Source organism: Citrobacter sp. CF971 (genome assembly GCF_006385635.1).
Taxonomy (GTDB): Bacteria; Pseudomonadota; Gammaproteobacteria; order Enterobacterales; family Enterobacteriaceae; genus Citrobacter; species Citrobacter freundii.
In genome coordinates, this window is sequence record NZ_CP041051.1 from 3,271,604 (window position 1) to 3,298,343 (window position 26,740).

At 52.9% G+C, this 26,740-nt stretch carries 22 protein-coding genes and 1 pseudogene; 18 read left to right on the plus strand and 5 right to left on the minus strand.

Annotated elements, in window-relative coordinates; all coding sequences use genetic code 11:
* Window positions 1–1,185, plus strand: coding sequence for an acetyl-CoA C-acetyltransferase (locus E6P06_RS19355; protein WP_087878880.1), 1,185 nt, complete (start codon window positions 1–3; stop codon window positions 1,183–1,185).
* A 42-nt stretch (window positions 1,186–1,227) separates the two neighbouring features.
* On the opposite strand, the gene gyrA is transcribed toward E6P06_RS19355, so the two are convergent.
* Window positions 1,228–3,864 carry a DNA topoisomerase (ATP-hydrolyzing) subunit A gene (gyrA, locus tag E6P06_RS19360; RefSeq protein ID WP_003027598.1) on the minus strand — a complete coding sequence of 879 codons (2,637 nt, stop codon included), beginning with the start codon at window positions 3,862–3,864 and terminating at the stop codon, window positions 1,228–1,230.
* Between the two features lie 158 nt (window positions 3,865–4,022).
* Between gyrA and ubiG the strand changes: the two genes are divergently transcribed.
* The 5 genes and pseudogenes from ubiG to E6P06_RS28275 form a co-directional block, all read left to right on the plus strand.
* Window positions 4,023–4,751: a bifunctional 2-polyprenyl-6-hydroxyphenol methylase/3-demethylubiquinol 3-O-methyltransferase UbiG gene (gene ubiG / locus E6P06_RS19365; RefSeq protein ID WP_003027601.1), complete on the plus strand. Its 729-nt coding sequence runs from the start codon at window positions 4,023–4,025 to the stop codon at window positions 4,749–4,751.
* Between the two features lie 488 nt (window positions 4,752–5,239).
* Window positions 5,240–7,525: a class 1a ribonucleoside-diphosphate reductase subunit alpha gene (gene nrdA, locus E6P06_RS19370; protein WP_003027604.1), complete on the plus strand. Its 2,286-nt coding sequence runs from the start codon at window positions 5,240–5,242 to the stop codon at window positions 7,523–7,525.
* Between the two features lie 110 nt (window positions 7,526–7,635).
* Window positions 7,636–8,766 (plus strand): class Ia ribonucleoside-diphosphate reductase subunit beta, encoded by a 1,131-nt coding sequence (nrdB, locus tag E6P06_RS19375; protein ID WP_003027605.1) that lies wholly within the window; start codon window positions 7,636–7,638, stop codon window positions 8,764–8,766.
* Complete coding sequence (gene yfaE / locus E6P06_RS19380) at window positions 8,766–9,020, plus strand: ferredoxin-like diferric-tyrosyl radical cofactor maintenance protein YfaE (protein WP_003027609.1); 255 nt, start codon at window positions 8,766–8,768, stop codon at window positions 9,018–9,020. Before nrdB ends, yfaE begins: the two co-directional genes overlap by 1 nt.
* Window positions 9,021–9,041: 21 nt before the next feature.
* Window positions 9,042–9,131: pseudogene (locus E6P06_RS28275) on the plus strand (hypothetical protein); the annotation flags it as partial.
* Between the two features lie 62 nt (window positions 9,132–9,193).
* Here the strand turns inward: E6P06_RS28275 and glpQ are convergent.
* Both glpQ and glpT read right to left on the minus strand, forming a co-directional pair.
* Window positions 9,194–10,261, minus strand: coding sequence for a glycerophosphodiester phosphodiesterase (gene glpQ / locus E6P06_RS19385; protein ID WP_003839410.1), 1,068 nt, complete (start codon window positions 10,259–10,261; stop codon window positions 9,194–9,196).
* Window positions 10,262–10,264: 3 nt separating this feature from the next.
* Window positions 10,265–11,623 (minus strand): glycerol-3-phosphate transporter, encoded by a 1,359-nt coding sequence (glpT, locus tag E6P06_RS19390; RefSeq protein WP_044701171.1) that lies wholly within the window; start codon window positions 11,621–11,623, stop codon window positions 10,265–10,267.
* Between the two features lie 270 nt (window positions 11,624–11,893).
* On the opposite strand from glpT, the gene glpA reads away from it, so the two are divergent.
* From glpA to E6P06_RS19410, 4 genes are all read left to right on the plus strand, one after another.
* Window positions 11,894–13,522: an anaerobic glycerol-3-phosphate dehydrogenase subunit A gene (gene glpA / locus E6P06_RS19395; protein WP_139935590.1), complete on the plus strand. Its 1,629-nt coding sequence runs from the start codon at window positions 11,894–11,896 to the stop codon at window positions 13,520–13,522.
* On the plus strand, window positions 13,512–14,771 hold the full coding sequence (gene glpB / locus E6P06_RS19400) for a glycerol-3-phosphate dehydrogenase subunit GlpB (RefSeq protein WP_003839405.1): 1,260 nt from the start codon (window positions 13,512–13,514) through the stop codon (window positions 14,769–14,771). Before glpA ends, glpB begins: the two co-directional genes overlap by 11 nt.
* Window positions 14,768–15,958, plus strand: a complete 1,191-nt coding sequence (gene glpC / locus E6P06_RS19405) for an anaerobic glycerol-3-phosphate dehydrogenase subunit GlpC (RefSeq protein WP_003027620.1) — start codon at window positions 14,768–14,770, stop codon at window positions 15,956–15,958. Before glpB ends, glpC begins: the two co-directional genes overlap by 4 nt.
* 319 nt (window positions 15,959–16,277) lie before the next feature.
* Window positions 16,278–16,478 carry a hypothetical protein gene (locus E6P06_RS19410; protein ID WP_072211985.1) on the plus strand — a complete coding sequence of 67 codons (201 nt, stop codon included), beginning with the start codon at window positions 16,278–16,280 and terminating at the stop codon, window positions 16,476–16,478.
* 38 nt (window positions 16,479–16,516) lie between these two features.
* On the opposite strand, the gene E6P06_RS19415 is transcribed toward E6P06_RS19410, so the two are convergent.
* Both E6P06_RS19415 and E6P06_RS19420 read right to left on the minus strand, forming a co-directional pair.
* Window positions 16,517–17,713, minus strand: coding sequence for a nicotinamide mononucleotide deamidase-related protein YfaY (locus E6P06_RS19415; RefSeq protein WP_044714030.1), 1,197 nt, complete (start codon window positions 17,711–17,713; stop codon window positions 16,517–16,519).
* Window positions 17,714–17,792: 79 nt separating this feature from the next.
* The gene (locus E6P06_RS19420; protein ID WP_003027640.1) at window positions 17,793–18,335 is read right to left on the minus strand and encodes a YfaZ family protein; all 543 of its coding nucleotides are present in this window, start codon (window positions 18,333–18,335) and stop codon (window positions 17,793–17,795) included.
* A 317-nt stretch (window positions 18,336–18,652) separates the two neighbouring features.
* Here E6P06_RS19420 and nudI point away from each other — a divergent pair, with 317 nt between their 5' ends.
* The 8 genes from nudI to arnF all read left to right on the plus strand — a co-directional run bounded on the left by nudI (window position 18,653) and on the right by arnF (window position 26,738).
* Window positions 18,653–19,078 (plus strand): nucleoside triphosphatase NudI, encoded by a 426-nt coding sequence (gene nudI / locus E6P06_RS19425; protein ID WP_003027643.1) that lies wholly within the window; start codon window positions 18,653–18,655, stop codon window positions 19,076–19,078.
* Window positions 19,079–19,361: 283 nt separating this feature from the next.
* Entirely contained in the window at window positions 19,362–20,501 is a 1,140-nt protein-coding gene (gene arnB / locus E6P06_RS19430) for a UDP-4-amino-4-deoxy-L-arabinose aminotransferase (RefSeq protein ID WP_057101397.1), read from the plus strand.
* Between the two features lie 2 nt (window positions 20,502–20,503).
* A complete protein-coding gene (gene arnC / locus E6P06_RS19435) occupies window positions 20,504–21,487 on the plus strand; it encodes an undecaprenyl-phosphate 4-deoxy-4-formamido-L-arabinose transferase (RefSeq protein WP_003027648.1) in 984 nt (327 codons plus the stop codon).
* Window positions 21,484–23,466 (plus strand): bifunctional UDP-4-amino-4-deoxy-L-arabinose formyltransferase/UDP-glucuronic acid oxidase ArnA, encoded by a 1,983-nt coding sequence (arnA, locus tag E6P06_RS19440; RefSeq protein ID WP_139935591.1) that lies wholly within the window; start codon window positions 21,484–21,486, stop codon window positions 23,464–23,466. The genes arnC and arnA overlap by 4 nt, the downstream gene beginning before the upstream one ends.
* The gene (gene arnD / locus E6P06_RS19445; protein WP_003027653.1) at window positions 23,463–24,365 is read left to right on the plus strand and encodes a 4-deoxy-4-formamido-L-arabinose-phosphoundecaprenol deformylase; all 903 of its coding nucleotides are present in this window, start codon (window positions 23,463–23,465) and stop codon (window positions 24,363–24,365) included. The genes arnA and arnD overlap by 4 nt, the downstream gene beginning before the upstream one ends.
* Window positions 24,362–26,020: a lipid IV(A) 4-amino-4-deoxy-L-arabinosyltransferase gene (gene arnT / locus E6P06_RS19450; protein WP_139935592.1), complete on the plus strand. Its 1,659-nt coding sequence runs from the start codon at window positions 24,362–24,364 to the stop codon at window positions 26,018–26,020. The genes arnD and arnT overlap by 4 nt, the downstream gene beginning before the upstream one ends.
* Complete coding sequence (gene arnE / locus E6P06_RS19455) at window positions 26,017–26,352, plus strand: 4-amino-4-deoxy-L-arabinose-phosphoundecaprenol flippase subunit ArnE (protein ID WP_003027661.1); 336 nt, start codon at window positions 26,017–26,019, stop codon at window positions 26,350–26,352. Before arnT ends, arnE begins: the two co-directional genes overlap by 4 nt.
* On the plus strand, window positions 26,352–26,738 hold the full coding sequence (gene arnF, locus E6P06_RS19460; RefSeq protein WP_003027663.1) for a 4-amino-4-deoxy-L-arabinose-phosphoundecaprenol flippase subunit ArnF: 387 nt from the start codon (window positions 26,352–26,354) through the stop codon (window positions 26,736–26,738). Before arnE ends, arnF begins: the two co-directional genes overlap by 1 nt.
* The last annotated feature ends 2 nt before the right edge of the window (window positions 26,739–26,740 follow it).

Here is a 26,740-nt window from a genome sequence, read left to right on the forward strand (position 1 = left end):
ATGAAAAACTGTGTCATCGTCAGCGCGGCTCGTACCGCAATCGGTAGTTTTAACGGCGCACTGGCAACTACGGGGGCCGTCGAGCTTGGAGCAACCGTCATTAGAGCCGCTCTTGAACGCGCTCACCTTGACCCACAGCGCGTGGACGAGGTGATTATGGGCAACGTGTTGCAGTCAGGGCTCGGCCAAAACCCGGCGCGCCAGGCATTATTAAAAAGCGGCTTATCCGACACCGTTTGCGGCTTTACCGTCAACAAAGTGTGCGGCTCCGGCCTGAAAAGCGTGGCGCTTGCCGCCCTGGCAATCAAAGCGGGACAAGCCCAGACGATCGTCTCGGGGGGGATGGAAAACATGAGCCTGGCCCCCTACCTGTTAGACGCGAAAGCCCGTTGGGGGTATCGCCTTGGTGACGGGCAATTGTCTGACGTCATTCTGCGCGATGGACTGATCTGCGCCGAGCATGGTTACCATATGGGGATCACTGCAGAAAATGTCGCCAAAGAGTATGGCATTAGCCGCGAAATGCAGGATGAACTGGCTCTGCAGTCACAGCGTAAAGCCGTTGCCGCAATCGAATCTGGCGCATTTCAGGCTGAAATCGTGCCCGTGAGCGTATCGTCACGGAAGAAAACCATCATTTTTGATCGTGATGAATTCCCCAAAGCTGACTCGACGGCAGAAGGTCTCGCCGCGTTGCGGCCAGCCTTCGATAAAACAGGAACCGTCACCGCAGGTAACGCCTCGGGGATCAACGACGGCGCGGCGGCATTAGTGGTAATGGAAGAGTCTGCAGCACTGGCGGCTGGGCTAAAACCGCTGGCGCGGATCAAAGCCTGGGCCAGCGGCGGCGTGGCACCGGCAATGATGGGGATGGGGCCAGTTCCAGCCACGCAAAAAGCGCTACAGCTGAGTGGACTGCAGCTGTCCGACATCGATCTTATTGAAGCCAACGAGGCCTTTGCCGCGCAGTTCCTTGCCGTCGGCAAAACGCTGGGGTTCGATCCGCAAAAGGTTAACGTCAACGGCGGGGCAATTGCGCTGGGACACCCTATTGGTGCCAGCGGTGCGCGAATTCTGGTTACGCTGCTACATGCGCTACAGACACGGGATCAAACGCTTGGACTTGCCACGCTGTGCATTGGCGGCGGTCAAGGAATCGCGATGATCGTGGAGCGCATGAACTAAAAAAAGGGCCGGAGTTCTCCGGCCCTTCTTATTACGTTTTAATTACTCTTCAGCGTCATCCGCTGCATCATCATCGCTTTCCGCTTCAGGCGCGATATCCTCGTCACCTTCAGCTGCACTTCCGTCGATGGAGTCGAGCTCTTCATCATCAACCGGTTCAGCAACGCGTTGCAGACCCACAACGTTTTCGTCTTCCGCAGTACGGATAAGGATAACACCCTGGGTATTACGCCCTACCACGCTGATTTCCGACACGCGAGTACGTACCAGCGTACCTGCATCGGTGATCATCATAATCTGGTCGGTATCTTCAACCTGTACTGCGCCAACAACGGAGCCATTACGCTCGGTGACTTTGATGGAGATAACACCCTGCGTACCACGAGACTTGGTTGGGTATTCGCTTTCCGCTGTACGCTTACCGTAACCGTTCTGCGTGACGGTCAGGATTGCCCCTTCACCGCGTGGAACGATCAGGGAAACAACGGAGTCTTCACCTGCCAGTTTGATCCCGCGAACACCGGTCGCCGTACGACCCATCGCGCGAACTGCGTTCTCTTTAAAACGCACCACTTTACCGGCAGCAGAGAACAGCATAACTTCGTCATTACCGGACGTCAGATCAACGCCAATCAGTTCGTCGCCTTCGTTCAGGTTGACGGCGATAATACCGGCAGAACGCGGACGGCTGAATTCGGTCAATGCCGTTTTCTTCACGGTACCGCTGGCGGTTGCCATGAAGACGTTGACGCCCTCTTCGTACTCGCGTACCGGCAGAATTGCGGTGATACGTTCGTTCGCTTCCAGCGGCAGCAGGTTAACGATTGGACGTCCACGCGCACCACGGCTCGCTTCCGGCAGTTGATAAACCTTCATCCAGTACAGACGACCACGGCTGGAGAAGCAGAGGATCGTGTCATGGGTGTTGGCCACCAGCAGGCGGTCGATAAAGTCTTCTTCTTTAATGCGTGCTGCAGATTTGCCTTTACCGCCACGACGCTGCGCTTCGTAATCGGTTAACGGCTGATATTTCACGTAGCCCTGATGAGACAAGGTCACGACAACATCTTCCTGGTTAATCAGATCTTCGATGTTGATGTCAGCGCTGTTCGCGGTAATTTCGGTCCGACGCGCGTCGCCGAACTGTTCACGAATCAGCTCCATCTCTTCACGGATAACTTCCATCAGACGATCTGCGCTGCCCAGAATGTGCAGCAGTTCAGCGATCTGTTCCAGCAGCTCTTTGTATTCGTCGAGCAGTTTTTCGTGCTCAAGGCCGGTCAGTTTCTGCAAACGCAGATCCAGAATAGCCTGAGCCTGCTGTTCAGTCAGGTAGTACTGACCGTCACGCACGCCAAATTCCGGCTCCAGCCATTCAGGACGCGCGGCGTCATCACCGGCACGTTCCAGCATGGCGGAAACGTTGCCCAGTTCCCACGAACGCGCAACCAGCGCGGCTTTCGCTTCTGCCGGGGTCGGCGCACGGCGGATCAGTTCGATGATCGGATCGATGTTCGCCAGCGCAATCGCCAGCGCTTCAAGGATGTGCGCACGGTCGCGGGCTTTACGCAGTTCAAAGATAGTACGACGAGTTACGACTTCACGGCGGTGACGTACGAACGCGGCAATAATATCTTTCAGGTTCATGATCTTCGGCTGGCCATGGTGCAATGCAACCATGTTGATACCGAAGGAAACCTGCAATTGGGTCTGGGAGTAAAGGTTGTTCAGAACCACTTCCCCGACCGCATCGCGTTTCACTTCAATCACGATGCGCATACCGTCTTTGTCAGACTCGTCACGCAGCGCGCTGATGCCTTCTACGCGTTTGTCTTTTACCAGTTCGGCGATTTTCTCAATCAGGCGCGCTTTGTTTACCTGATACGGAATTTCGTGGACGATGATGGTTTCACGACCCGTTTTGGCATCCGCTTCGACTTCCGCGCGTGCGCGAATGTACACTTTGCCACGGCCGGTACGGTAGGCTTCTTCGATACCACGACGACCGTTGATGATCGCTGCAGTCGGGAAGTCCGGACCCGGAATATGTTCCATCAGCCCTTCAATGCTGATGTCTTCATCGTCAATATATGCCAGACAGCCGTTGATCACTTCAGTCAGGTTGTGCGGCGGAATGTTGGTCGCCATACCTACCGCGATACCGGACGAACCGTTCACCAGCAGGTTAGGAATTTTGGTCGGCATGACGTCAGGAATTTGTTCGGTGCCGTCGTAGTTATCGACGAAATCAACCGTTTCTTTTTCCAGGTCAGCCATCAGCTCATGGGCGATTTTCGACATACGGATTTCCGTATAACGCATCGCCGCTGCGGAGTCGCCATCGACAGAACCAAAGTTACCCTGACCATCTACCAGCATGTAACGCAAGGAGAATGGCTGCGCCATACGAACAATGGTGTCGTAAACGGCGGTATCACCATGAGGGTGGTATTTACCGATTACGTCACCAACGACACGGGCAGATTTTTTATAGGCTTTATTCCAGTCGTTGCCCAATACGTTCATGGCGTAAAGTACGCGACGGTGAACCGGCTTCAGGCCATCTCGGACGTCTGGCAGCGCACGGCCAACAATGACCGACATCGCATAATCCAGATAGGAGCTCTTCAGCTCTTCCTCAATGTTGACCGGTGTAATTTCTCTCGCAAGGTCGCTCATCTAACCGCTATCCCTCTACTGTATCCCGGATTCAAAGGTCGCAAATTATAACACATACGTGAAGATTCAGGTAAATGGATTCCCCCTGACAGAGGCTTTATTCATCCCGTCAGGCTGATATACTCATTTGCATCGCAAATTTAGGAGTAGAAGCCCCAATGAATGCCGAAAAACCCCCGGTTACTCACAACGTTGACCATGAAGAAATTGCCAAGTTTGAAGCAGTCGCGTCACGCTGGTGGGATCTTGAGGGTGAATTTAAGCCACTGCACCGTATTAACCCGCTGCGTCTGGGCTACATTACTGAGCGCTCAGGTGGCCTGTTTGGTAAAAAGGTTCTCGACGTCGGCTGCGGCGGCGGCATTCTGGCGGAAAGCATGGCGCGCGAAGGCGCAACCGTCACCGGGCTGGACATGGGCTTTGAACCGTTACAAGTCGCAAAACTGCATGCGCTGGAGAGCGGCATCCAGGTGGAGTACGTACAAGAAACTGTCGAAGAACATGCGGATAAGCATGCGCATCAGTATGACGTTGTGACCTGCATGGAAATGCTGGAGCACGTACCAGATCCGCAGTCGGTGGTCAGGGCCTGCGCCAGACTGGTTAAACCGGGCGGCGAAGTCTTTTTTTCCACGCTTAACCGCAACGGCAAATCCTGGCTGATGGCGGTGGTCGGAGCGGAATATATTCTGCGGATGGTGCCGAAAGGAACGCATGATGTGAAAAAATTCATTAAGCCCGCTGAACTGTTAGAGTGGGTTGACCAGACCGTGCTGAAAGAGCGTCATATGACCGGCCTGCACTACAACCCCATCACCAACACCTTCAAACTCGGTCCGGGCGTTGATGTGAACTATATGGTGCATACCACCGCCAAAAGCGAATAAACCAGCGCTCATGGCCTTATGACGCTGGATTGTAGGCCGGATAAAGCGCGCCAGCGCCGCCATCCGGCACGACTCCGGGCTTTAACGCCTGATGGCGCTTCGCTTATCAGGCCTACGTTATTACGCATCGCCTACCAATCCTGAGTAGTACCGGTACAGCAATTTTTGCGCCAGATCATAAGAACTTTCCTTACCTTAGATGAAGAAATCAGCACTCGATCAAAATTTCTATTTTTTTTCTCAATTATTGACATCCCCGCCAGGCCTTATAAGACGCGCACTTAGCGATTCTCACCCTTTTGCAACCTCAATTTAACCTCAAAATCAACTCTTGTGCTGAAAAGAATCCCTACTAGAATACTCACCATATAGCGTCTATTTTATCAAACAACCCCTACATATAGTATTTATCCACAGACTTAGTCACAACATGACTCTGTGGATAATATGGGGGATATTTTTTCTTTCACGGACAGGTAAAAAACCACATGAATCAGAGTCTGCTGGTGACAAAGCGTGATGGTAGTACAGAGCGCATCAATCTCGACAAAATCCACCGAGTTCTGGATTGGGCGGCAGAAGGACTGAATAACGTATCGATCTCTCAGGTCGAGCTGCGCTCCCACATTCAGTTTTATGACGGTATCAAGACCTCCGATATCCATGAAACAATCATCAAAGCTGCCGCCGACCTGATCTCCCGCGAAGCGCCGGATTATCAGTATCTGGCCGCCCGTCTGGCGATTTTCCATCTGCGCAAAAAAGCCTATGGCGAGTTTGAACCGCCAAAACTGTTTGACCATGTCGTGAAAATGGTTGAAATGGGCAAATACGACAATCATCTGCTGGAAGACTACACGGAAGAAGAGTTCAAGCAGATGGACTCGTTCATCGTACACGATCGTGATATGACCTTCTCCTACGCTGCGGTGAAGCAGTTAGAAGGCAAATATCTGGTGCAAAACCGTGTTACCGGTGAAATCTATGAAAGCGCACAGTTCCTCTACATTTTGGTAGCAGCCTGCCTGTTTTCTAACTATCCGCGTGAAACACGTCTGCAATATGTAAAACGTTTCTACGACGCTGTTTCTACGTTCAAAATCTCGCTGCCGACGCCGATTATGTCCGGCGTGCGTACCCCAACGCGTCAGTTCAGCTCCTGCGTTCTGATCGAGTGCGGCGACAGCCTTGACTCCATCAACGCAACCTCCAGCGCGATTGTGAAATACGTTTCTCAGCGTGCCGGTATAGGCATTAACGCCGGTCGCATCCGTGCGCTGGGTAGCCCGATTCGCGGCGGTGAAGCGTTCCACACCGGCTGTATTCCGTTCTACAAGCATTTCCAGACTGCGGTGAAATCCTGCTCTCAGGGTGGCGTACGCGGCGGTGCAGCCACGCTGTTCTACCCAATGTGGCACCTGGAAGTTGAAAGCCTGCTGGTCCTGAAAAACAACCGTGGCGTCGAAGGCAACCGCGTTCGTCACATGGACTACGGCGTACAGATCAACAAACTGATGTACACCCGTTTGCTGAAAGGCGGCGACATCACCCTGTTTAGCCCGTCCGACGTCCCGGGTCTGTATGACGCGTTCTTCGCCGATCAGGATGAGTTCGAACGTCTGTACACCCAATATGAAAACGACGACAGCATCCGCAAACAGCGCGTGAAAGCGGTTGAGCTGTTCTCACTGATGATGCAGGAACGTGCCTCTACTGGTCGTATCTATATTCAGAACGTTGACCACTGCAACACCCATAGCCCGTTTGATCCGGTTGTCGCGCCGGTACGCCAGTCCAACCTGTGCCTGGAAATCGCCCTGCCGACCAAACCGCTGACCGACGTTAACGATGAAAACGGCGAAATTGCGCTGTGTACGCTGTCCGCATTTAACCTGGGCGCTATCGAAAGTCTGGATGAACTGGAAGAGCTGGCCGTACTGGCGGTACGTGCGTTGGATGCGCTGCTCGATTACCAGGATTATCCGATTCCGGCCGCCAAACGCGGTGCGATGGGTCGTCGTACGCTGGGTATTGGCGTTATCAACTATGCCTACTGGCTAGCGAAAAACGGTAAACGTTACTCTGACGGCAGCGCCAATAACCTGACTCACAAAACCTTTGAAGCGATTCAGTATTACCTGCTGAAAGCGTCTAACGAGCTGGCGAAAGAGCAAGGCGCATGCCCGTGGTTTAACGAAACCACCTATGCGAAAGGCATTCTGCCGATCGATACCTATAAAAAAGACCTGGATGCTATCGTCAGCGAATCCCTGCATTACAACTGGGAAAGCCTGCGCGAATCAATTAAAACTCACGGTCTGCGTAACTCCACGCTCTCCGCTCTGATGCCGTCCGAGACCTCTTCGCAGATCTCCAACGCCACCAACGGTATTGAACCACCACGCGGTTACGTGAGCATCAAAGCATCGAAAGATGGAATTCTGCGTCAGGTCGTGCCGGACTACGAACACCTGCACGACGCATACGAACTGCTGTGGGAAATGCCGAACAACGACGGCTACCTGCAGCTGGTAGGTATCATGCAGAAATTTATCGATCAGTCGATTTCTGCCAACACCAACTACGATCCGTCGCGCTTCCCGTCCGGAAAAGTACCGATGCAGCAGTTGCTGAAAGACCTGCTCACCGCCTACAAATTTGGTGTCAAAACGCTGTATTATCAGAACACCCGTGACGGTGCGGAAGACTCTCAGGACGATCTGGTACCGTCCATTCAGGACGATGGCTGCGAAAGCGGCGCATGTAAGATTTAATCTTTTGCCGGGTGGCGTAGCGCTTACCCGGCCTACAAATTAATTCGCGGTATTGTAGGCCGGATAAGCAAAGCGCATCCGGCAGTACATTCCAGACAGGATTCACATCAATGGCATACACCACTTTTTCACAGACGAAAAATGATCAGCTTCTGGAACCGATGTTCTTCGGCCAGCCGGTGAACGTCGCCCGCTACGATCAGCAAAAATATGACATCTTTGAAAAACTGATCGAAAAGCAGCTCTCTTTCTTCTGGCGTCCGGAAGAGGTCGATGTTTCTCGCGATCGTATCGATTTCCAGGCATTGCCGGAACATGAAAAACATATCTTCATCAGCAACCTGAAGTATCAGACGCTGCTGGACTCCATTCAGGGACGTAGTCCAAACGTCGCGCTGCTGCCGTTAATCTCGATCCCTGAACTGGAAACCTGGGTGGAAACGTGGGCGTTTTCTGAAACTATCCATTCCCGCTCCTACACCCATATTATTCGCAATATCGTTAACGATCCGGCGGTGGTGTTTGACGATATCGTCACTAATGAGCAAATCCAGAAACGCGCAGAAGGTATTTCCAGCTACTACGACGAACTGATCGAGATGACCAGCTACTGGCATTTGCTCGGTGAAGGTACGCATACCGTTAATGGCAAAACGGTTGTCGTAAACCTGCGTGAGCTGAAGAAGAAGCTGTATCTGTGCCTGATGAGCGTCAACGCGCTGGAAGCGATCCGCTTTTATGTCAGCTTCGCCTGCTCCTTCGCATTCGCCGAACGTGAACTAATGGAAGGCAACGCGAAAATTATTCGTCTGATCGCCCGCGACGAAGCCCTGCATCTGACCGGTACTCAGCATATGCTGAACCTTCTGCGCAGCGGTGTAGACGATCCGGAGATGGCGGAAATTGCCGAAGAGTGCAAACAAGAATGCTACGACCTGTTCGTACAGGCCGCGCTGCAGGAAAAAGAGTGGGCGGATTATCTGTTCCGTGATGGCTCAATGATTGGCCTGAATAAAGACATTCTGTGCCAGTACGTTGAGTACATCACCAACATCCGTATGCAGGCTGTCGGACTCGATCTGCCATTCCAGACACGCTCTAACCCGATCCCTTGGATCAATACCTGGCTGGTGTCTGATAACGTCCAGGTCGCACCGCAGGAAGTGGAAGTCAGCTCTTACCTGGTCGGCCAGATCGATTCGGAAGTTGATACCGACGACCTGAGTAACTTCCAGCTCTGATGGGCCGCGTGACTTTGCGCATCTCTGGCACACAACTGCTGTGCCAGGATGAACATCCTTCCCTACTTGCCGCACTCGAGTCGCACGATGTTGAAGTCGAATATCAGTGTCGTGAAGGCTACTGCGGCTCCTGTCGTACCCGCCTGGTGGCGGGACAGGTTGACTGGATTGCCGAACCTCTGGCCTTCATTCAACCGGGTGAAATATTGCCCTGCTGTTGCCGGGCAAAAGGCGATATTGAAATAGAGCTGTAACGCAAGGCGGGATAAAAATTGTTACTGGTAAAAGAGCCGCCGATGAACGGCAGCCCTTTATTTCTCCTGCAGGCATGTAGGAAAACGTTAACAGCAGACGGCCTTATCTAGCAGTTAATCACGTTTCGTCCAATAAGGCCTGTGACCGGAGGTGCATCACAGGCCTTATGCCATTACTCTTTATTCAGGAATTTCACTGCTTTGTCGGGGAAATCGGTGAACAGCCCGTCAACACCCGCTTTGTTATAAAGAATGTCATACAGCTGGTTTACGTCAGTGGTGTAATCCGGCAGTTGATCGGCGCGAACGGTATACGGATGCACCACCATCTTATTCTGATGTGCGTCCTGCACCATGCCAGTTAACGAGATATTGCCCTTCTTCGACTTCTCATCAATCAGCATGTGGTAGTCCGGCCCAATGCCGTCCGCATACTGCGCAACCTGCTTCATGGCACCCGGTTTAAACATCCAGTCGTAGTTGTAATTAACCCAACTGCCGTCTGGCTTTTTCTCCTGAGTTTCATTCCAGTCAGTGTACGCAATCAACTGTACCAGATTGAGATCCATCCCCATCTTCGGTTCCAGTTCATTCTTAATGCGCTTTAACTCTGCGACATCAAAACACTGCAGATAGACCTTATCGTTCTTGTCGGTGTACCCGTACTTTTTCAGTACTTCCAGCGTTTTAGCCGCAATGTCCTTCCCTTCCTGATGATGGAACCACGGCGCTTTCATTTCCGGGTAAATGCCGATGTTTTTACCGGTTGAATGATTTAATCCCTGAACGAACTCAATTTCTTCTTCGAAAGTGTGCACACGGAAATCAGATTTACCCATCGGGAAACGCCCCGGGTAGGTCTGGACCTTTTTGCCATTTTCGATATCAAAGCCTTCAGTAAACTTCAGCGACTTGATCTCATCCAGCGTAAAGTCGATAGCGTAGTAACGCCCATCTTTACGCGCGCGATCTGGGAAACGCTCGGCAACATCGGTGACGCGGTCAAGATAGTGGTCATGCAGGACGACCAGATGGTCGTCCTTAGTCATCACCAAATCCTGTTCCAGGTAATCCGCTCCCTGAGCATAGGCCATCGCTTTCGCAGGTAACGTATGCTCCGGTAGATAACCGCTGGCGCCACGGTGCGCAATCACGACTTTATCTGCGGCAACCGCCGCGCTGCTCACAACCATACCTGCCAGCATCAGCGCCACGCTGAGACTTTTCAATGTGGTTTTCATCTATTAGCCCCCGTTACGCTTGAGCTGGATCTCTTCGTGATGGCGTTTTTCGCCAATCATGACGACTACCAGCAGAATAACCGCCAGCACACTACCGCCAATCATCACCATAAAGCCGCCGTCCCAACCGAAGAAGTCAACGGTGTAGCCGACAATGGCGCTCGCAGCCACAGAACCGCCGAGATAACCGAACAGACCAGTAAAGCCAGCCGCCGTACCTGCCGCTTTTTTCGGTGCCAGTTCCAGCGCATGCAGACCAATCAACATGACCGGGCCGTAGATCAGGAAGCCGATGATAATCATACAAGCCATATCTACGTTCGGGTTGCCTGCCGGGTTCATCCAGTAAACGATGGTCGCAATCGTCACCAGCGTCATAAAGAACACGCCGGTCGCGCCACGGTTTCCACGGAAGACTTTATCCGACATCCAGCCACACAGCAGCGTGCCCGGAATACCCGCATATTCATACAGGAAGTAGGCCCAGGATGATTTATCCAGTGCAAAATGCTTCACTTCTTTCAGGTAAGTCGGCGACCAGTCCAGGATGCCGTAGCGCAGCAGATAAACAAACACGTTGGCGATAGCGATGTACCACAACAGTTTGTTCGGCAGTACGTACTGCATGAAGATCTGCTTCGCAGTCAGCTCTTCTTCCGCTTTCTCGTTGTAATCGTCCGGATAATCGTTCTTGTACTCTTCGATTGGCGGCAGACCACAGGACTGCGGCGTATCACGCATCAAAGCAAAAGCAAACAGCGCGACAACGATCGCACCGAAAGCAGGCATGTACAGCGCCGCTTTCCAGTCATTGAACCAGGCCATACCCAGCAGGAACAACAGAGGAGGCAGACCGCCACCCACGTTATGCGCACAGTTCCAAACGGAAACGATGCCGCCACGCTCTTTCTGCGACCACCAGTGCACCATGGTACGACCACACGGCGGCCAGCCCATCCCCTGGAACCATCCGCAGAGGAACAGCAGCACAAACATTACCGCGATGCTCGATGTCGCCCACGGCACAAAGCCCATAAACAACATCACTGCCGCAGCCAGTATCAGACCCGCTGGCAGGAAAACGCGCGGATTCGAGCGATCCGAAACGGACCCCATGATGAATTTCGAAAATCCGTAAGCAATGGAGATACCGGACAACGCAAAACCCAGATCGCCACGCGAGAACCCCTGCTCAACCAGATACGGCATCGCAAGGGCAAAGTTCTTACGTACCAGATAGTACGCGGCATAACCAAAGAAAATCCCCAGAAAAATCTGCCAACGTAATCGACGATATGTCGGGTCGATCTCCGCTGCAGGCAAACGCGCCGTGTGTGACGCTGGTTTAAAAATGCTCAACATAGTGTAGCCTCCGTGGCCGTCTTTCATTCGAAGTAAACACTGCAGTTCGTCATTACTACCCTACCGCTCCCAGTGTGGCCGCGATGTTAAGGAAAGATACATAACAAAAATGTGAAACGCAGCACATATTGTTACAGATTTATGACAAATGTTCATAAAGGCGCACGAAATCACGTTTCATTTTCGAATAATGAGCGATTATGCGCGAAATCAAACAATCCATGTTTTTTATGTGGCTAAATGATAAAAAACGAACTGTGAGGAAAAACAATGAAAACTCGCGACTCGCAAACAAGTGACGTGATTATCATTGGTGGAGGAGCAACAGGTGCAGGGATCGCACGCGATTGTGCGCTGCGCGGGTTGCGCGTCATCTTAGTGGAACGCCACGATATCGCCACAGGTGCGACCGGGCGCAACCACGGCCTGCTGCACAGCGGTGCACGCTACGCCGTCACCGATGCTGAATCTGCCCGTGAGTGCATCAGCGAAAACCAAATTCTGAAACGTATCGCCCGCCATTGCGTTGAGCCAACGGACGGTCTGTTTATTACCCTGCCGGAGGATGAGCTCTCCTTTCAGGCGACCTTTATTCGCGCCTGTGAAGAAGCAGGGATTCGCGCAGAAGCGATTGACCCTCAGCAGGCACGTATTATCGAACCTTCCGTGAATCCACAGCTGATTGGTGCGGTAAAAGTGCCGGACGGCACGGTTGATCCTTTCCGCTTAACCGCCGCCAACATGCTGGATGCGCGTGAGCATGGCGCGGTTATCTTAACGGCGCATGAAGTGACAGGGCTGATTCGCGAAGGCGCGACGGTTTGCGGCGTTAATGTGCGCAATCATCTGACGGGCGAAATGCAGTCCCTGCATGCACCGGTTGTCGTTAACGCCGCCGGGATCTGGGGTCAACGCATTGCGGAATATGCCGATCTGAGCATCCGTATGTTCCCGGCCAAAGGTTCGTTGCTGATTATGGATCATCGCATTAACCAACATGTCATCAACCGCTGCCGTAAACCGTCTGACGCCGATATTCTGGTGCCAGGCGATACCATCTCATTGATCGGTACCACCTCGCAGCACATTGATTACGATGATATCGACAGCAACCGCGTCACCGCAGAAGAAGTCGACATTCTGCTGCGTGAAGGCGAGAAACTGGCGCCGATTATGGCGAAAACACGCATTTTACGCGCCTACTCCGGCGTGCGTCCGCTGGTGGCCAGCGACGACGATCCCACCGGTCGTAACGTCAGCCGTGGGATTGTACTGTTCGATCACGCAGAGCGTGACGGACTGGAAGGGTTTATCACCATTACCGGCGGCAAACTGATGACTTACCGCCTGATGGCGGAATGGGCCACCGATGCTGTTTGCCGTAAGCTGGGCAATACCCAGCCTTGCACAACCGCAGACACCGCGTTGCCTGGCTCACAGGAATCTACCGAGCATACGCTTAAACGCATTATTTCGTTACCTGCGCCGCTACGCGGTTCGGCAGTCTATCGCCATGGGGATCGTACCCCAGCGTGGCTGAGCGAAGGCCGTCAACATCGCAGCCTGGTCTGTGAATGCGAAGCGGTCACCGCAGGCGAAGTGCAATACGCCGTCGAGAATCTAACCGTCAACAGTCTGCTCGATTTACGTCGCCGTACCCGCGTCGGAATGGGGACCTGCCAGGGCGAATTGTGTGCCTGTCGCGCTGCAGGTTTGCTGCAACGTTTTAATGTCACTACCGCAGCACAATCCATTACTCAGCTTTCCGACTTCCTCAACGAACGCTGGAAAGGTGTGCAGCCTATCGCCTGGGGAGATGCACTGCGCGAAAGCGAATTCACTCGCTGGGTTTATCAAGGGTTGTGTGGTCTGGAAAAGGAGCACCAGGATGAAATTTGATACCGTCATTATCGGCGGCGGCCTCGCTGGACTGCTATGCGGCCTGCAACTGCAAAAAAGCGGACTGCGCTGCACGATTGTTACCCGCGGCCAAAGCGCCCTGCATTTTTCCTCCGGCTCACTGGATTTGCTCAGCAGCTTACCCGATGGTCAACCGGTGACGGATATAGAAGCGGGTTTGAATGCGCTGCACACTCAGGCACCCGCACATCCGTATAGCACCATCGGAACGCAGAACGTTCTGGAACTGGCCCAGCAGGCGCAAAATTTACTGGAAGAATGCGGAACGCATTTGCAAGGCAACGTGCATCAGGCACATCAACGTGTTACCCCGCTGGGCACCCTGCGCTCAACCTGGTTAAGTTCCCCGGAAGTGCCGGTCTGGCCGCTGTCCGCGCAGCGTATATGCGTTGTAGGGATTAGCGGGTTACTGGATTTTCAGGCGCATCTCGCCGCGGCGTCATTACGCCAACGTAATCTCAGCGTCGAGACGGCAGAAATCGAACTGCCGGAACTGGATGTCCTGCGTGATAACCCAACCGAGTTTCGCGCCGTTAATATTGCGCGCCTGCTGGATAACGAAGATAAATGGTCGCTGCTCTATGACGCATTGCTGCCAATGGCAAAAACCTGCGACATGATAATCATGCCGGCCTGCTTTGGTCTGGCAGATGAGCGGCTCTGGCAGTGGCTTAACGAGCGCCTCCCCTGCTCGCTGACACTGTTACCGACCCTACCTCCTTCGGTACTGGGCATGCGTTTACACAACAAATTGCAGCGCCAGTTTGTGCGCCAGGGCGGTGTGTGGATGCCGGGTGATGAAGTGAAGAAAATCACCTGTCAGGACGGCGTGGTCAGCGAAATCTGGACCCGAAATCATGCCGATATCCCCTTGCGGCCACGTTTCGCCGTGCTCGCCAGCGGCAGTTTTTTCAGCAGCGGGCTGGTCGCCACGCGTGAGGCAATCCACGAACCAATCCTGGGACTGGATGTACAGCAAACAGCTACCCGCGCCGAGTGGTATCAGCGTGACGTTTTCGATCCACAACCGTGGCAACTGTTTGGCGTCACAACCGATGCCACATTGCGCCCATCACTGGCGGGAAAAACGATAGAGAACATGTACGCCATCGGTTCCGTCCTCGGCGGATTCGACCCTATCGCCCAGGGTTGCGGAGGCGGCGTGTGCGCAGTCAGCGCCTTACATGCCGCACATCATATTGCGAAACGTGCAGGAGGACAGCAATGAGCGACACACGTTTTGAAAGTTGTATCAAATGTACGGTGTGCACCACCGCCTGCCCGGTAAGCCGCGTCAACCCGAGCTACCCGGGCCCTAAGCAGGCCGGCCCGGACGGTGAACGTCTGCGCCTGAAAGATGGCGCACTATATGACGATGCGCTGAAATACTGCATCAACTGTAAGCGCTGCGAAGTGGCCTGTCCGTCAGACGTGAAAATCGGCGATATCATCCAGCGCGCGCGCGCCAAATACGACACGACGCGCCCATCGCTGCGTAACTTCGTCTTAAGCCATACCGATTTAATGGGGAGCGTTTCCACCCCCTTCGCCCCAATAGTGAATACCGCCACCTCACTAAAACCGGTACGTCAGTTGCTGGATTACGCGCTAAAAATCGATCATCGCCGTACGCTGCCGAAGTACTCCTTTGGCACCTTCCGCCGCTGGTATCGCAGCATTGCCGCACAGCAGGCGCAGTATCAGGATCAGGTCGCCTTTTTCCACGGCTGTTTTGTGAATTACAACCATCCCCAGCTTGGCAAAGACCTGATCAAGGTGTTGAATGCGATGGGAACCGGCGTGCAACTGCTGAGTAAAGAGAAATGCTGTGGCGTACCGCTGATTGCTAACGGATTTACAGATAAAGCGCGTAAACAGGCGGTCAGCAACGTGGCCTCACTCCGGGAAGCGATTGATGGCAAAGGCATTCCGGTGATCGCCACCTCATCAACCTGTACCTTTGCGCTACGTGATGAATATCCGGAAGTGCTGGATGTCGACAACTCAGGCCTGCGAGAACACATTGAACTGGCAACCCGCTGGCTGTGGCGCAAGCTGGATGAAGGTAAAACGCTGCCGCTGAAAACGCTGCCACTGAAGGTGGTCTATCACACGCCATGTCATATGGAGAAAATGGGCTGGACGCTTTACACGCTGGAACTACTGCGACAAATTCCGGGGCTGGAGCTGACAGTGCTGGATTCTCAGTGTTGTGGGATTGCCGGGACTTACGGCTTTAAAAAGGAAAACTATCCGACTTCACAGTCTATTGGCGCACCGTTATTCCGCCAAATTGAAGAAAGCGGCGCTGATATCGTCGTCACCGACTGCGAAACCTGTAAATGGCAGATTGAGATGTCTACCAGTAAGCGTTGCGAACATCCCATCACCCTGCTTGCCAAAGCGTTGGGTTAAACCTGTTGCCCGGTGGTATTTGCTACCGGGCATTTTTTTGCGTAGCCCGTTCCGCTTAATTGAATACGTTGCAGTCGGACATATTTATCTCTGATTTATCCACGCAAAGACCCCATTTCCCGCATGCAGCGCATATTAAAAGTGGATACCGTCACGCCATCTACTCTATCAGTTACAAGCACCATTAGTTACAAGCACCGCTAATGACAGCCAGCTACAAACGCTATTTAATTACCTGCTACGGTACGGTGACGTTTCTCACGTCAGCGAATTTATCCATGAAGTTGCCGAACGTTCCCCCCATCATAAGGAGAGGTTGATGACAATCGCAGAGAGGCTAAAACAAGAAGGTCACCACAATGGGCTACAACAAGGGCTACAACAAGGGTTAGAGCAAGGGGTGCAAAAAGGAACGCAAGAAGAAGCCTTACGTATCGCGCGCATGATGCTGGAAAATGGAATTGATCGTGATTTGGTTAGGTTAATTACTGGGCTATTACCTGACGATGTCACAGAATGAGTCAGATTGGGAAGGTTTGTAACCTTCCCTGTTAATAATTAAATCGTGAGCGACTCAACCACTTCGATCCAGCCGTGCTCGCTGGCAAGATCCTGATTGTTAAGCCAACGGCGCAGCATATTTAGCGCCATCATTGCGCACACTTCCTGACGAATCGACAAGCTGTAGCGATTAGCGTTCAGCCGAACGCGCAAACCATATGTCCCATTGGGGGTGGCCAGCGCAAAGTTAATATGTTCGTTTTCGAAAGCTGATATCGCCAAAGCCAGCCCGGCATAATGTTTGCTACGTCGCTCGGTTACCCAATGCGCCGTTTGCGCCAGCGTTTCTTCCTGAGGCGGAACAACTTCACTCGCCAACAACGGAGCATTAGCGCGAGAAAGCTGCAACGCGACCAGACCACCGGTAAATTGTTCGCTCAGCGTCAGGCTGTATTGTCGTTCCTGTAACGTGCGGGCGATTTGCGCAGGCAAACCTTCCGTACCTTCAAAAATCATGTTTTGCCCGGCAACCTTTTTCACCTCAGGCCACAGCGCCAGCATCGCTTCCCGTTGTGAATCCGGCCCGGTCAGCTTCAGCTCAATAATCGGCATTGAGGAGCGATATCCCATTGTTACACCCGGTGGCAAAGTCAGCGGATCCAGGCTTTGTGCCAGCTCGCTTTCAGAACGGCCAAAGGTGGTTAATCGCAGGCATAACGGGGGCTGAGCCAAAGAGAAACGCTCACGCAAACGCGGCAGAATCTCATGCTCAACCATGACTTTGAATTCTGACGGTACACCCGGTGTAAAGAACATCAGGCAGCGGTTAAGCTTCAGGGCGAACCCGCACGCGGTACCCACCGGATTATTGATAAACTCCGCGCTGGCGGGAAGTTCAGCCTGTTTGCGGTTGCTCGGCGCCATCACGCGGCCACGATCGCGGAAATATCGCTCCATCTCGGTCAGCCATGCTTCATGCAGCACCAGCCCTTCGCCTTTTGCCGTTGCCGCTGCCAGCGCGCTCAAATCATCGCTGGTTGGCCCCAAACCGCCATTAACGATCAGTATATCGGCGTGTTCGCTACGCTCACGCAAAACGGCGACTAAATCGTTAAGATTGTCACCTACCGTGTTGCGGCGTGTTAGCGGTAAACCCTGATTAAAGAAAAAATCGGCCAGCCAGGCGGCATTGGTGTCGACGATTTGTCCGTGCAACACTTCATCCCCGGTGGATAGCATCTCCACGTTTAACATCGTGTTCTCCTGCTTTTATGATGAAAACACTATAACGCATGGAGGGGGGAAGGCGCGACTGAACGCCGCGCCAGAAATGTTAGAAGCTGGCGTTAACCCCAACGTACGGGCCATCAGCAATTGCGTTATCACGGTTACCGTCTTTACCTGCCAGGTTCAGGTAACGATAACCGGCTTCGATGCTCAGCGGACGCATAATAGTCAAACGTGCACCAGCATTTGCTTCTTCATAGCTGTCGATACCGCTGGAAAGCGAATCAGGCGAGTAATAGTACTCACCAAACAGACGAATGCTGTCGCCGATCGGCCACTGTAAACCACCACCGACAGCCGCAGCATAACCTTCATCGCCATCGTTTGGATTGGTATATACACCTTTACCACCAACGGTCGCCAACAGTGGACCCAGCGGGATATTCAGCCCCAGGCCCAGCCCAGCAACATCGCCGTCGTCATCATTATGCATCCAGTTGCCGCTGACGGCCAGACCGGTGGTCTCAGTACCCATACCGAATCCAAGGTTGGTGTAGTCTTCGCCAGCCTGACCGTTGATGCTAATCGCGTTTGCCGAAGCAGAAACAAACAGCATTCCGGCAAAACCCAACAGTAAACTTTTTTTCATTTTCTATCCTTTCCTGCAAGAATCAAAACATAGCCCCAAAACCGGTGAATTGTACTGTCAGATGACGAGGAATCAATGAGCTAAAAAAGCGATGCAAGACCATATTGTAACTAAATACTACTTAATGAGATTAGATAAGGTTAAATTTTTGTATGTAATCTATCGTTCGCATCCCTGAACGCCATTTTCAACAACAATCAATTTTTCCTCGCCCGTACGGACTTAATCGTCGATGAAGCGTTTTTTCTCCAGCCAGCAAAAGGTAAGATAGGTGGATGATGGAATTCTTAATACCCGCCCCTGCAAGGACTTGACCTATGCGCCAAAGAACAATTGTTTGCCCATTAATTCAAAACGATGGCTGCTATTTACTCTGCAAAATGGCTGACGACCGCGGCGTGTTTCCCGGTCAGTGGGCGCTGTCTGGCGGTGGCGTTGAGCCGGGTGAGCGCATCGAAGAAGCTTTGCGTCGGGAAGTGAGAGAGGAGCTGGGCGAGCAGCTGGTGTTATCAGAAATTACGCCATGGACATTCAGTGACGATATTCGTACTAAAACGTACGCGGATGGCAGCCAGGAAGAGATTTATATGATTTATCTCATCTTCGATTGTGTGGCAGCTAATCGTGAAGTGAACATTAACGAAGAGTTCCAGGCGTTCGCCTGGGTTAAAGCGGAAGATCTCGGCACCTACGACTTAAATATCGCCACACGTAAAACGTTAACCTTGAAAGGGTTACTGTAAGTCCCCCGAGTTTAAACGTAATATAAACAATGATCACATTAGCGGTATTGCTCTAAGCATTCAGCAACAGAGAACAATACCGCCATAATGACTAAAAACTCTTTATATTCAAACAAATAAATCACTCCCCACTGTCTTTGTTATTATCTCCCAAACCTTAAACCTTAAGGATAAATTAACCTTCGGCCATTAACCTTTGTAGCCTGATGAAATAATTAACGACGCCCCTGTTTAGTCCCAAAAATAAAACTTCGGTAGCGTTAAATGGCTTGAAGGAATAATGATGTCTGACTTTTTGCCTTTCTCTCGCCCGGCAATGGGTGCTGAAGAGCTTGCCGCTGTAAAAGCGGTGCTGGACTCTGGATGGATAACCACTGGCCCGAAGAACCAACAGTTGGAAGAAGCCTTCTGCCAGCTCACAGGAAATCAACACGCCGTCGCCGTCTGCTCTGCCACGGCGGGTATGCACATCACACTGATGGCGTTGGGCATAGGTGCAGGCGATGAGGTCATTACGCCGTCAATGACGTGGGTTTCCACCCTCAACATGATTGTCCTGCTGGGTGCGACGCCAGTCATGGTCGACGTCGACCGCGATACACTTATGGTCACACCTGAGCAAATTGAAGCCGCTATTACCCCACGAACTAAAGCCATTGTTCCAGTACATTACGCAGGCGCCCCCGTCGATCTTGACGCGATTTATGCCATTGGCGAGCGTTATGGCATCCCGGTAATAGAAGATGCCGCCCATGCCGTAGGGACATTGTATAAGGGCCGTCATGTCGGAGCGCGCGGTACGGCAATCTTCTCGTTTCACGCCATCAAAAATATCACCTGCGCAGAAGGTGGACTGATTGTTACCGACGACAGCCAGCTTGCCCAGCGGCTTCGCAGCCTGAAGTTTCACGGTCTGGGCGTTGATGCTTTTGATCGACAAACCTATGGCCGGGCACCGCAGGCCGAAGTGCTTGCGCCAGGATACAAATACAACCTGACGGATATCAATGCCGCTATTGCGTTGGTACAGCTGAATAAGCTGGAGCAACTGAATTCACGCCGGGCGCAAATTGCCCAGCAATATCAGCAGGCGTTGGCTGATACGCCATTTCAACCGCTGGACCTGCCCCGGTGGCCGCACGTTCATGCCTGGCACTTATTCATCATTCGTGTTGACGAAACCCGCTGCGGGCTGAGCAGAGATGCCCTGATGGAAGCGCTGAAGACTAAAGATATCGGCACCGGTCTGCATTTTCGTGCAGCCCATACGCAAAAATATTATCGCGAACGCTTCACTACCCTTTCGCTCCCAAATACTGAATGGAACAGCGCGCGCATCTGCTCGCTGCCGTTATTCCCAGACATGACCGAAGCGGATACCCAGCGGGTCATTACGGCACTTCGCGAGATTGCAGGACAATAATCATGTTTGAAGCAGCACCAATCAAAAAAGTCTCGGTGGTCATTCCCGTTTTTAATGAACAGGAAAGCCTGCCAGAGTTAATCAGACGCACCAGCGCCGCCTGCGAGAAATTGGGTAAAGACTATGAAATTCTGCTGATCGACGACGGTAGCAGTGACAATTCCGCTCAGTTGATGATGAACGCCTCCCAGGCACCAAACAGCCATATTGTTTCTATTTTGCTGAATCGCAATTACGGACAACACTCGGCGATTATGGCCGGTTTCAGCCATGTCACTGGCGACTTGATCATCACACTGGATGCCGATTTGCAGAACCCGCCGGAGGAGATCCCTCGGTTGGTCGCCACAGCAGATGAGGGGTTTGATGTGGTGGGCACGGTGCGCCAGAACCGGCAGGACAGCGTATTTCGTAAGACCGCCTCACGCATGATCAACCATCTGATTCAGCGCACCACCGGAAAAGCGATGGGTGACTACGGTTGCATGCTACGCGCCTATCGCCGTCACATCGTCGATGCCATGCTGCATTGCCAGGAGCGCAGCACCTTTATCCCGATTCTGGCCAACATTTTTGCCCGTCGCGCGACGGAGATCCCGGTACATCATGCAGAGCGCGAATTTGGTGATTCCAAATACAGCTTCATGCGTCTGATCAACCTGATGTATGACCTGGTGACTTGCCTTACCACAACACCGCTTCGCATGCTGAGTCTGTTGGGCAGCGTGATCGCCGCCACGGGCTTTACCTTATCAGTCTTGCTTGTTGTTCTGCGCCTGACGCTCGGCCCACAGTGGGCCGCGGAAGGGGTATTCATGCTGTTTGCCGTCCTGTTTACCTTTATCGGCGCACAGTTTATTGGCATGGGGTTACTCGGCGAATATATCGGTCGCATCTATAACGATGTCCGCGCCCGCCCCCGCTATTTTGTTCAACACGTTATCCGCCCACAAACCACGCAGTCAACCGAGGAAAACCGCGCATGAAAGCCGTCGTATTTGCCTATCACGATATGGGATGTCAGGGTGTCCAGGCCTTGTTGGATGCAGGTTATGAAATCGCTGCCATTTTTACGCACACCGACAATCCGGGTGAAAAAGCGTTTTTTGGATCTGTTTCCCGCCTCGCGGCCAGCGCCGGTATTCCGGTTTACGCCCCGGACGAGGTTAATCATCCCCTGTGGATTGAGCGCATTAGCCAACTGGCACCTGATGTTATCTTCTCGTTCTACTATCGCCATTTACTGAGTGATGAGATCCTCAGCCTTGCCCCTAAGGGTGCATTTAATCTGCACGGCTCGCTGCTGCCGAAATACCGTGGCCGCGCGCCGCTGAACTGGGTACTGGTCAATGGTGAAACCGAAACCGGCGTCACGCTTCACCGGATGGTCAAACGCGCGGATGCCGGTGCCATTGTTGCCCAGCAGCGGGTTGCTATTTCGCCCGATGATGTGGCGTTAACGCTGCACCATAAATTGTGCCAGGCAGCGCGTCAGTTACTGGAAGAGGCGCTGCCCGCGATTAAAACGGGAGATTATGCAGAACACCTCCAACAGGAAGCAGAGGCGACCTGTTTTGGTCGCCGCACGCCGGAAGATAGCTTCCTCGACTGGAACAAACCAGCCGCAGAGTTGCATAACCAGGTACGCGCCGTCAGCGATCCATGGCCGGGCGCATTTAGCTATGTTGGTACGCAAAAATTCACCGTCTGGTCGTCACGTGTTTGCAAAAATGACCGCGCAGCCCAGCCAGGAACCGTCATCTCCGTTTCTCCTTTGCTGATCGCCTGCGCTGATGGCGCACTGGAGATTATTACCGGGCAAGCTGGCGATGGTATTGCCATGCAGGGGTCACAGCTCGCGCAGGTTCTGGGCCTGGTACCAGGTTCTCGCCTGAACAGCCAGTCAGTTACTACCGCTAAACGTCGTACTCGCGTGCTGATCCTTGGCGTCAATGGCTTCATTGGTAACCATCTGACCGAACGCCTGTTGCAAGAAGACAATTACGAAGTGTATGGACTCGACATTGGCAGCGACGCCATTAGTCGTTTTCTGCAGCATCCACGATTCCATTTCGTCGAAGGCGATATCAGCATTCACTCCGAATGGATTGAATATCATGTGAAAAAATGCGACGTCGTGCTGCCGCTGGTAGCGATCGCCACGCCAATCGAATATACCCGCAACCCGCTGCGCGTGTTTGAGCTCGATTTTGAAGAGAACCTGAAAATCATTCGCTACTGCGTGAAATACCGTAAGCGCATCATTTTCCCGTCAACCTCCGAAGTCTACGGCATGTGTACCGACAAAGTTTTTGATGAAGACAGCTCGAACCTGATCGTCGGTCCGGTCAATAAACCACGCTGGATCTACTCCGTTTCCAAGCAGTTGCTGGACCGCGTAATTTGGGCATACGGCGAAAAAGAGGGATTGCGCTTCACCCTGTTCCGTCCGTTTAACTGGATGGGACCGCGTCTGGACAGCCTTAACGCCGCGCGTATCGGCAGCTCACGCGCCATTACTCAATTGATCCTCAATCTGGTGGAAGGTTCACCGATTAAGCTGATTGAAGGCGGTAAGCAAAAACGCTGCTTTACTGATATTCGCGATGGTATCGAAGCCCTGTACCGCATCATTGAAAACGAAGGCGGACGCTGCGATGGCGAAATTATCAACATCGGTAATCCGGAGAATGAGGCCAGTATTCAGGAACTGGCAGAAATGCTGCTTACCTGCTTTGAAAAACACCCATTACGCAACCACTTCCCGCCGTTTGCCGGTTTCCGTGACGTCGAAAGCAGTAGCTACTATGGTAAAGGTTATCAGGACGTTGAGCATCGTAAGCCCAACATTCGTAATGCAAAACGCTGCCTGAACTGGAAGCCCACCATTGAGATGCAGGAAACGGTAGAAGAGACGCTGGACTTCTTCTTACGCAGTGTGGATATCACGGAACACACATCATGACCAAAGTAGGCTTGCGCATTGATGTCGATACTTTCCGGGGGACGCGCGAAGGTGTGCCCCGACTGTTGGAGACATTGAACCGGCATAACGTTCGGGCAAGTTTTTTCTTTAGCGTTGGACCTGACAACATGGGGCGCCATCTCTGGCGTCTTGTGAAGCCACAATTTCTGTGGAAAATGCTGCGCTCAAACGCAGCATCGCTCTACGGATGGGATATATTGCTCGCGGGAACCGCGTGGCCGGGAAAAGAGATTGGCCAGGCCAATGCGGCGATCATTGCGCAAACCGCCCTGATTCATGAAACCGGTTTGCATGCCTGGGATCACCATGCCTGGCAAGCGCGAAGCGGAAACTGGAATGATAAACAGCTGATTGATGATATTTCACGAGGCATTACCGCCCTTGAAGCCATCATCGGACAACCGGTTACCTGTTCTGCGGTTGCCGGATGGCGTGCCGACAACCGCGTCGTCGAGGCAAAAGAAACGTTCCATTTACGCTATAACAGCGACTGTCGGGGAACGTCTTTATTTCGTCCTGTACTGGCGTCCGGGAAAACAGGTACGCCGCAAATTCCCGTCACGTTACCAACATGGGATGAAGTGGTTGGTCAGGAGGTCCAGGCGGTGGACTTCAACGCTTATATTCTCTCCCACATCCAGATGAGCAGAGGAACACCGGTGTACACCATTCATGCGGAAGTTGAAGGCATCGCCTTTCATCAGAATTTTGACGAGCTGCTTACTCGCGCCGCGGACATGGGGATGACATTTTGCCCGCTTGGCGAGCTGTTACCAGACGATATCAGCACGCTGCCAACAGGGCAGATCGTGCGGGGAAAAATACCGGGCAGAGAGGGATGGCTCGGCTGCCAACAACCGGTGAGTGCGACACAATGAAACCTGCTGCCCGCTACACTCTGGCCTGTATCGCGTTTATTGCGCTGTATTTTATTCTCCCTATCAACAGTCGCCTGCTCTGGCAGCCTGATGAAACGCGCTATGCCGAAATCAGTCGGGAAATGCTGACGTCCGGCGACTGGATCGTGCCGCACTTTTTAGGACTCCGTTACTTCGAAAAACCGATTGCCGGATACTGGTTAAACAGCATCGGGCAATGGCTATTTGGCGCTAATAATTTTGGCGTCAGAGCGGGGGCTATATTTGCCACCTTGCTGACGGCGCTACTGGTAGCCTGGCTTGCCATGCGGTTATGGCAGGATAAGCGTACCGCCGTACTCTCTTCTGCTATCTTTTTAACGTTTTTCTCGGTTTACAGCATCGGCACCTACGCGGTACTTGATCCCATAATTGCGCTTTGGCTGATGGCGGGCATGTGCTGTTTTTGGGAAGGCATGCAGGCCACCACCAGAACGCGCAAAATCATCGCTTTTTTGCTGTTAGGGTTAACCTGCGGCATGGGCGTGATGACCAAGGGCTTCCTGGCGCTTGCCGTTCCTGTGCTCAGCGTACTGCCGTGGGTTTTCGCGCAAAAGCGCTGGAAAGATCTCATGCTCTACGGTCTGCTGGCGGTTATCGGCTGCGTCGTGATTGTGCTGCCGTGGGGAATAGCGATTGCCCGGCGTGAGCCGGATTTCTGGCATTACTTCTTCTGGGTTGAACATATTCAACGCTTCGCACAGGATGATGCCCAACACAAGGCTCCCATCTGGTACTACATTCCGGTATTCGTGGCTGGCGCATTACCATGGCTCGGGCTGCTCCCCGGCGCGCTGCGTACGGGCTGGCGTGAGCGGGATGTTCCGCGCAGCGCGCTGTACCTGTTAAGCTGGATTGTCATGCCAATCCTGTTTTTCAGCATCGCCAAAGGAAAACTGCCGACCTATATTCTTTCTTGCTTCGCCCCGCTGGCGATATTAACGGCGCGTTTCGGCCTACAGGCCGCGGAAAAAGGCTCCGCCGCACTGCGTGTGAATGGCTGGATCAACGTGCTGTTCGGCGTGACCGGCATTGTCGCCACATTTATTGTTTCCACATTGGGTCCGTTAAAGACGCCGGTCTGGTCGCATATCGAAACGTATAAGGTGTTTTGCGCGTGGGGCATTTTTATCACCTGGGCACTGTTCGGCTGGTATACGCTAAATAACCGCGAGAAGAACTGGAAATTCGCCGCGCTGTGTCCGCTGGGACTCGCGCTGTTGTTTGGTTTCTCAGTCCCTGACCGGGTGATGGAGTCTAAACAGCCGCAGTTTTTTGTCGAGATGACTAAAGAGTCGCTGGAGTCGAGCCGTTACATTCTCGCCGACAACGTTGGCGTTGCCGCAGGGCTGGCCTGGAGCCTGAAACGTGACGACATCATGATGTACGGCCAAACGGGCGAGTTAAAATATGGCCTCAACTACCCGGATGCTCAGGGGCGTTTTGTTAGTCGGGAAGACTTTGCCGACTGGTTAGCGCAACATCGTCAGCAAGGAAATATTACGCTCGTGCTCACGATTGATAAGGATGAAGATATTAATCAACTCGCTATCCCTCCCGCTGATTACATTGATAATCAGGGGCGACTGGTCCTGATTCAGTATCGGCCAAAATGATCTGGATAGCCTTAGTTCTCGCCAGCCTGCTCAGCGTCTGCGGCCAGCTATGCCAGAAGCAGGCGACCCGACCGGTGTCCGTTCGTGCGCGAAAACGCCACGTCACGCAATGGATTGGGCTTGCTCTGGCAAGCCTCGGTCTGGCCATGCTGCTATGGCTGGCGGTACTGCAGAACATTCCTGTCGGCATCGCCTACCCCATGCTGAGTCTTAACTTTGTATGGGTGACGCTGGCCGCGTGGAAAATCTGGCGCGAACCCGTCACTACACGCCACTGGCTGGGAGTTGGGCTGATCATTACCGGCATCTTTATTCTTGGGAGCGCAGTGTAATGGGCATCTTTTGGGGATTATGTAGCGTTATTATCACCTCCGCAGCCCAGTTGAGCCTCGGCTTCGCAATGGATAATCTGCCGCCAATGATGCAGCCGCTGGCGTTCATCTCCGCCGTATTCTCTCTCAGTATTGGAGCGTTTGCTTTATCTGCCGGGCTGGCAGGCTATTTGCTGTCGGTTATATGCTGGCATAAAGCCCTGCACCAGCTCGCGCTGAGCAAAGCTTATGCCCTGCTCAGCCTGAGCTATGTGCTGGTTTGGGTTGCATCAATGATTCTGCCCGGCTGGCAGGGAACATTTTCAGTAAAGGCGCTGGTTGGGGTACTGTGCATCATGGCGGGTTTAATGACGATTTTTCTGCCTGCAGACAAGCACCGGCGCTGAGC

Bases quoted from the DNA above. Each gene is read 5' to 3' on its own strand.
- E6P06_RS19355 (WP_087878880.1), top strand. From the start codon at position 1: ATGAAAAACTGTGTCATCGTCAGCGCGGCTCGTACCGCAATCGGTAGT.
- gyrA (WP_003027598.1), bottom strand. From the start codon at position 3,864: ATGAGCGACCTTGCGAGAGAAATTACACCGGTCAACATTGAGGAAGAG.
- ubiG (WP_003027601.1), top strand. From the start codon at position 4,023: ATGAATGCCGAAAAACCCCCGGTTACTCACAACGTTGACCATGAAGAA.
- nrdA (WP_003027604.1), top strand. From the start codon at position 5,240: ATGAATCAGAGTCTGCTGGTGACAAAGCGTGATGGTAGTACAGAGCGC.
- nrdB (WP_003027605.1), top strand. From the start codon at position 7,636: ATGGCATACACCACTTTTTCACAGACGAAAAATGATCAGCTTCTGGAA.
- yfaE (WP_003027609.1), top strand. From the start codon at position 8,766: ATGGGCCGCGTGACTTTGCGCATCTCTGGCACACAACTGCTGTGCCAG.
- glpQ (WP_003839410.1), bottom strand. From the start codon at position 10,261: ATGAAAACCACATTGAAAAGTCTCAGCGTGGCGCTGATGCTGGCAGGT.
- glpT (WP_044701171.1), bottom strand. From the start codon at position 11,623: ATGTTGAGCATTTTTAAACCAGCGTCACACACGGCGCGTTTGCCTGCA.
- glpA (WP_139935590.1), top strand. From the start codon at position 11,894: ATGAAAACTCGCGACTCGCAAACAAGTGACGTGATTATCATTGGTGGA.
- glpB (WP_003839405.1), top strand. From the start codon at position 13,512: ATGAAATTTGATACCGTCATTATCGGCGGCGGCCTCGCTGGACTGCTA.
- glpC (WP_003027620.1), top strand. From the start codon at position 14,768: ATGAGCGACACACGTTTTGAAAGTTGTATCAAATGTACGGTGTGCACC.
- E6P06_RS19410 (WP_072211985.1), top strand. From the start codon at position 16,278: ATGACAATCGCAGAGAGGCTAAAACAAGAAGGTCACCACAATGGGCTA.
- E6P06_RS19415 (WP_044714030.1), bottom strand. From the start codon at position 17,713: ATGTTAAACGTGGAGATGCTATCCACCGGGGATGAAGTGTTGCACGGA.
- E6P06_RS19420 (WP_003027640.1), bottom strand. From the start codon at position 18,335: ATGAAAAAAAGTTTACTGTTGGGTTTTGCCGGAATGCTGTTTGTTTCT.
- nudI (WP_003027643.1), top strand. From the start codon at position 18,653: ATGCGCCAAAGAACAATTGTTTGCCCATTAATTCAAAACGATGGCTGC.
- arnB (WP_057101397.1), top strand. From the start codon at position 19,362: ATGTCTGACTTTTTGCCTTTCTCTCGCCCGGCAATGGGTGCTGAAGAG.
- arnC (WP_003027648.1), top strand. From the start codon at position 20,504: ATGTTTGAAGCAGCACCAATCAAAAAAGTCTCGGTGGTCATTCCCGTT.
- arnA (WP_139935591.1), top strand. From the start codon at position 21,484: ATGAAAGCCGTCGTATTTGCCTATCACGATATGGGATGTCAGGGTGTC.
- arnD (WP_003027653.1), top strand. From the start codon at position 23,463: ATGACCAAAGTAGGCTTGCGCATTGATGTCGATACTTTCCGGGGGACG.
- arnT (WP_139935592.1), top strand. From the start codon at position 24,362: ATGAAACCTGCTGCCCGCTACACTCTGGCCTGTATCGCGTTTATTGCG.
- arnE (WP_003027661.1), top strand. From the start codon at position 26,017: ATGATCTGGATAGCCTTAGTTCTCGCCAGCCTGCTCAGCGTCTGCGGC.
- arnF (WP_003027663.1), top strand. From the start codon at position 26,352: ATGGGCATCTTTTGGGGATTATGTAGCGTTATTATCACCTCCGCAGCC.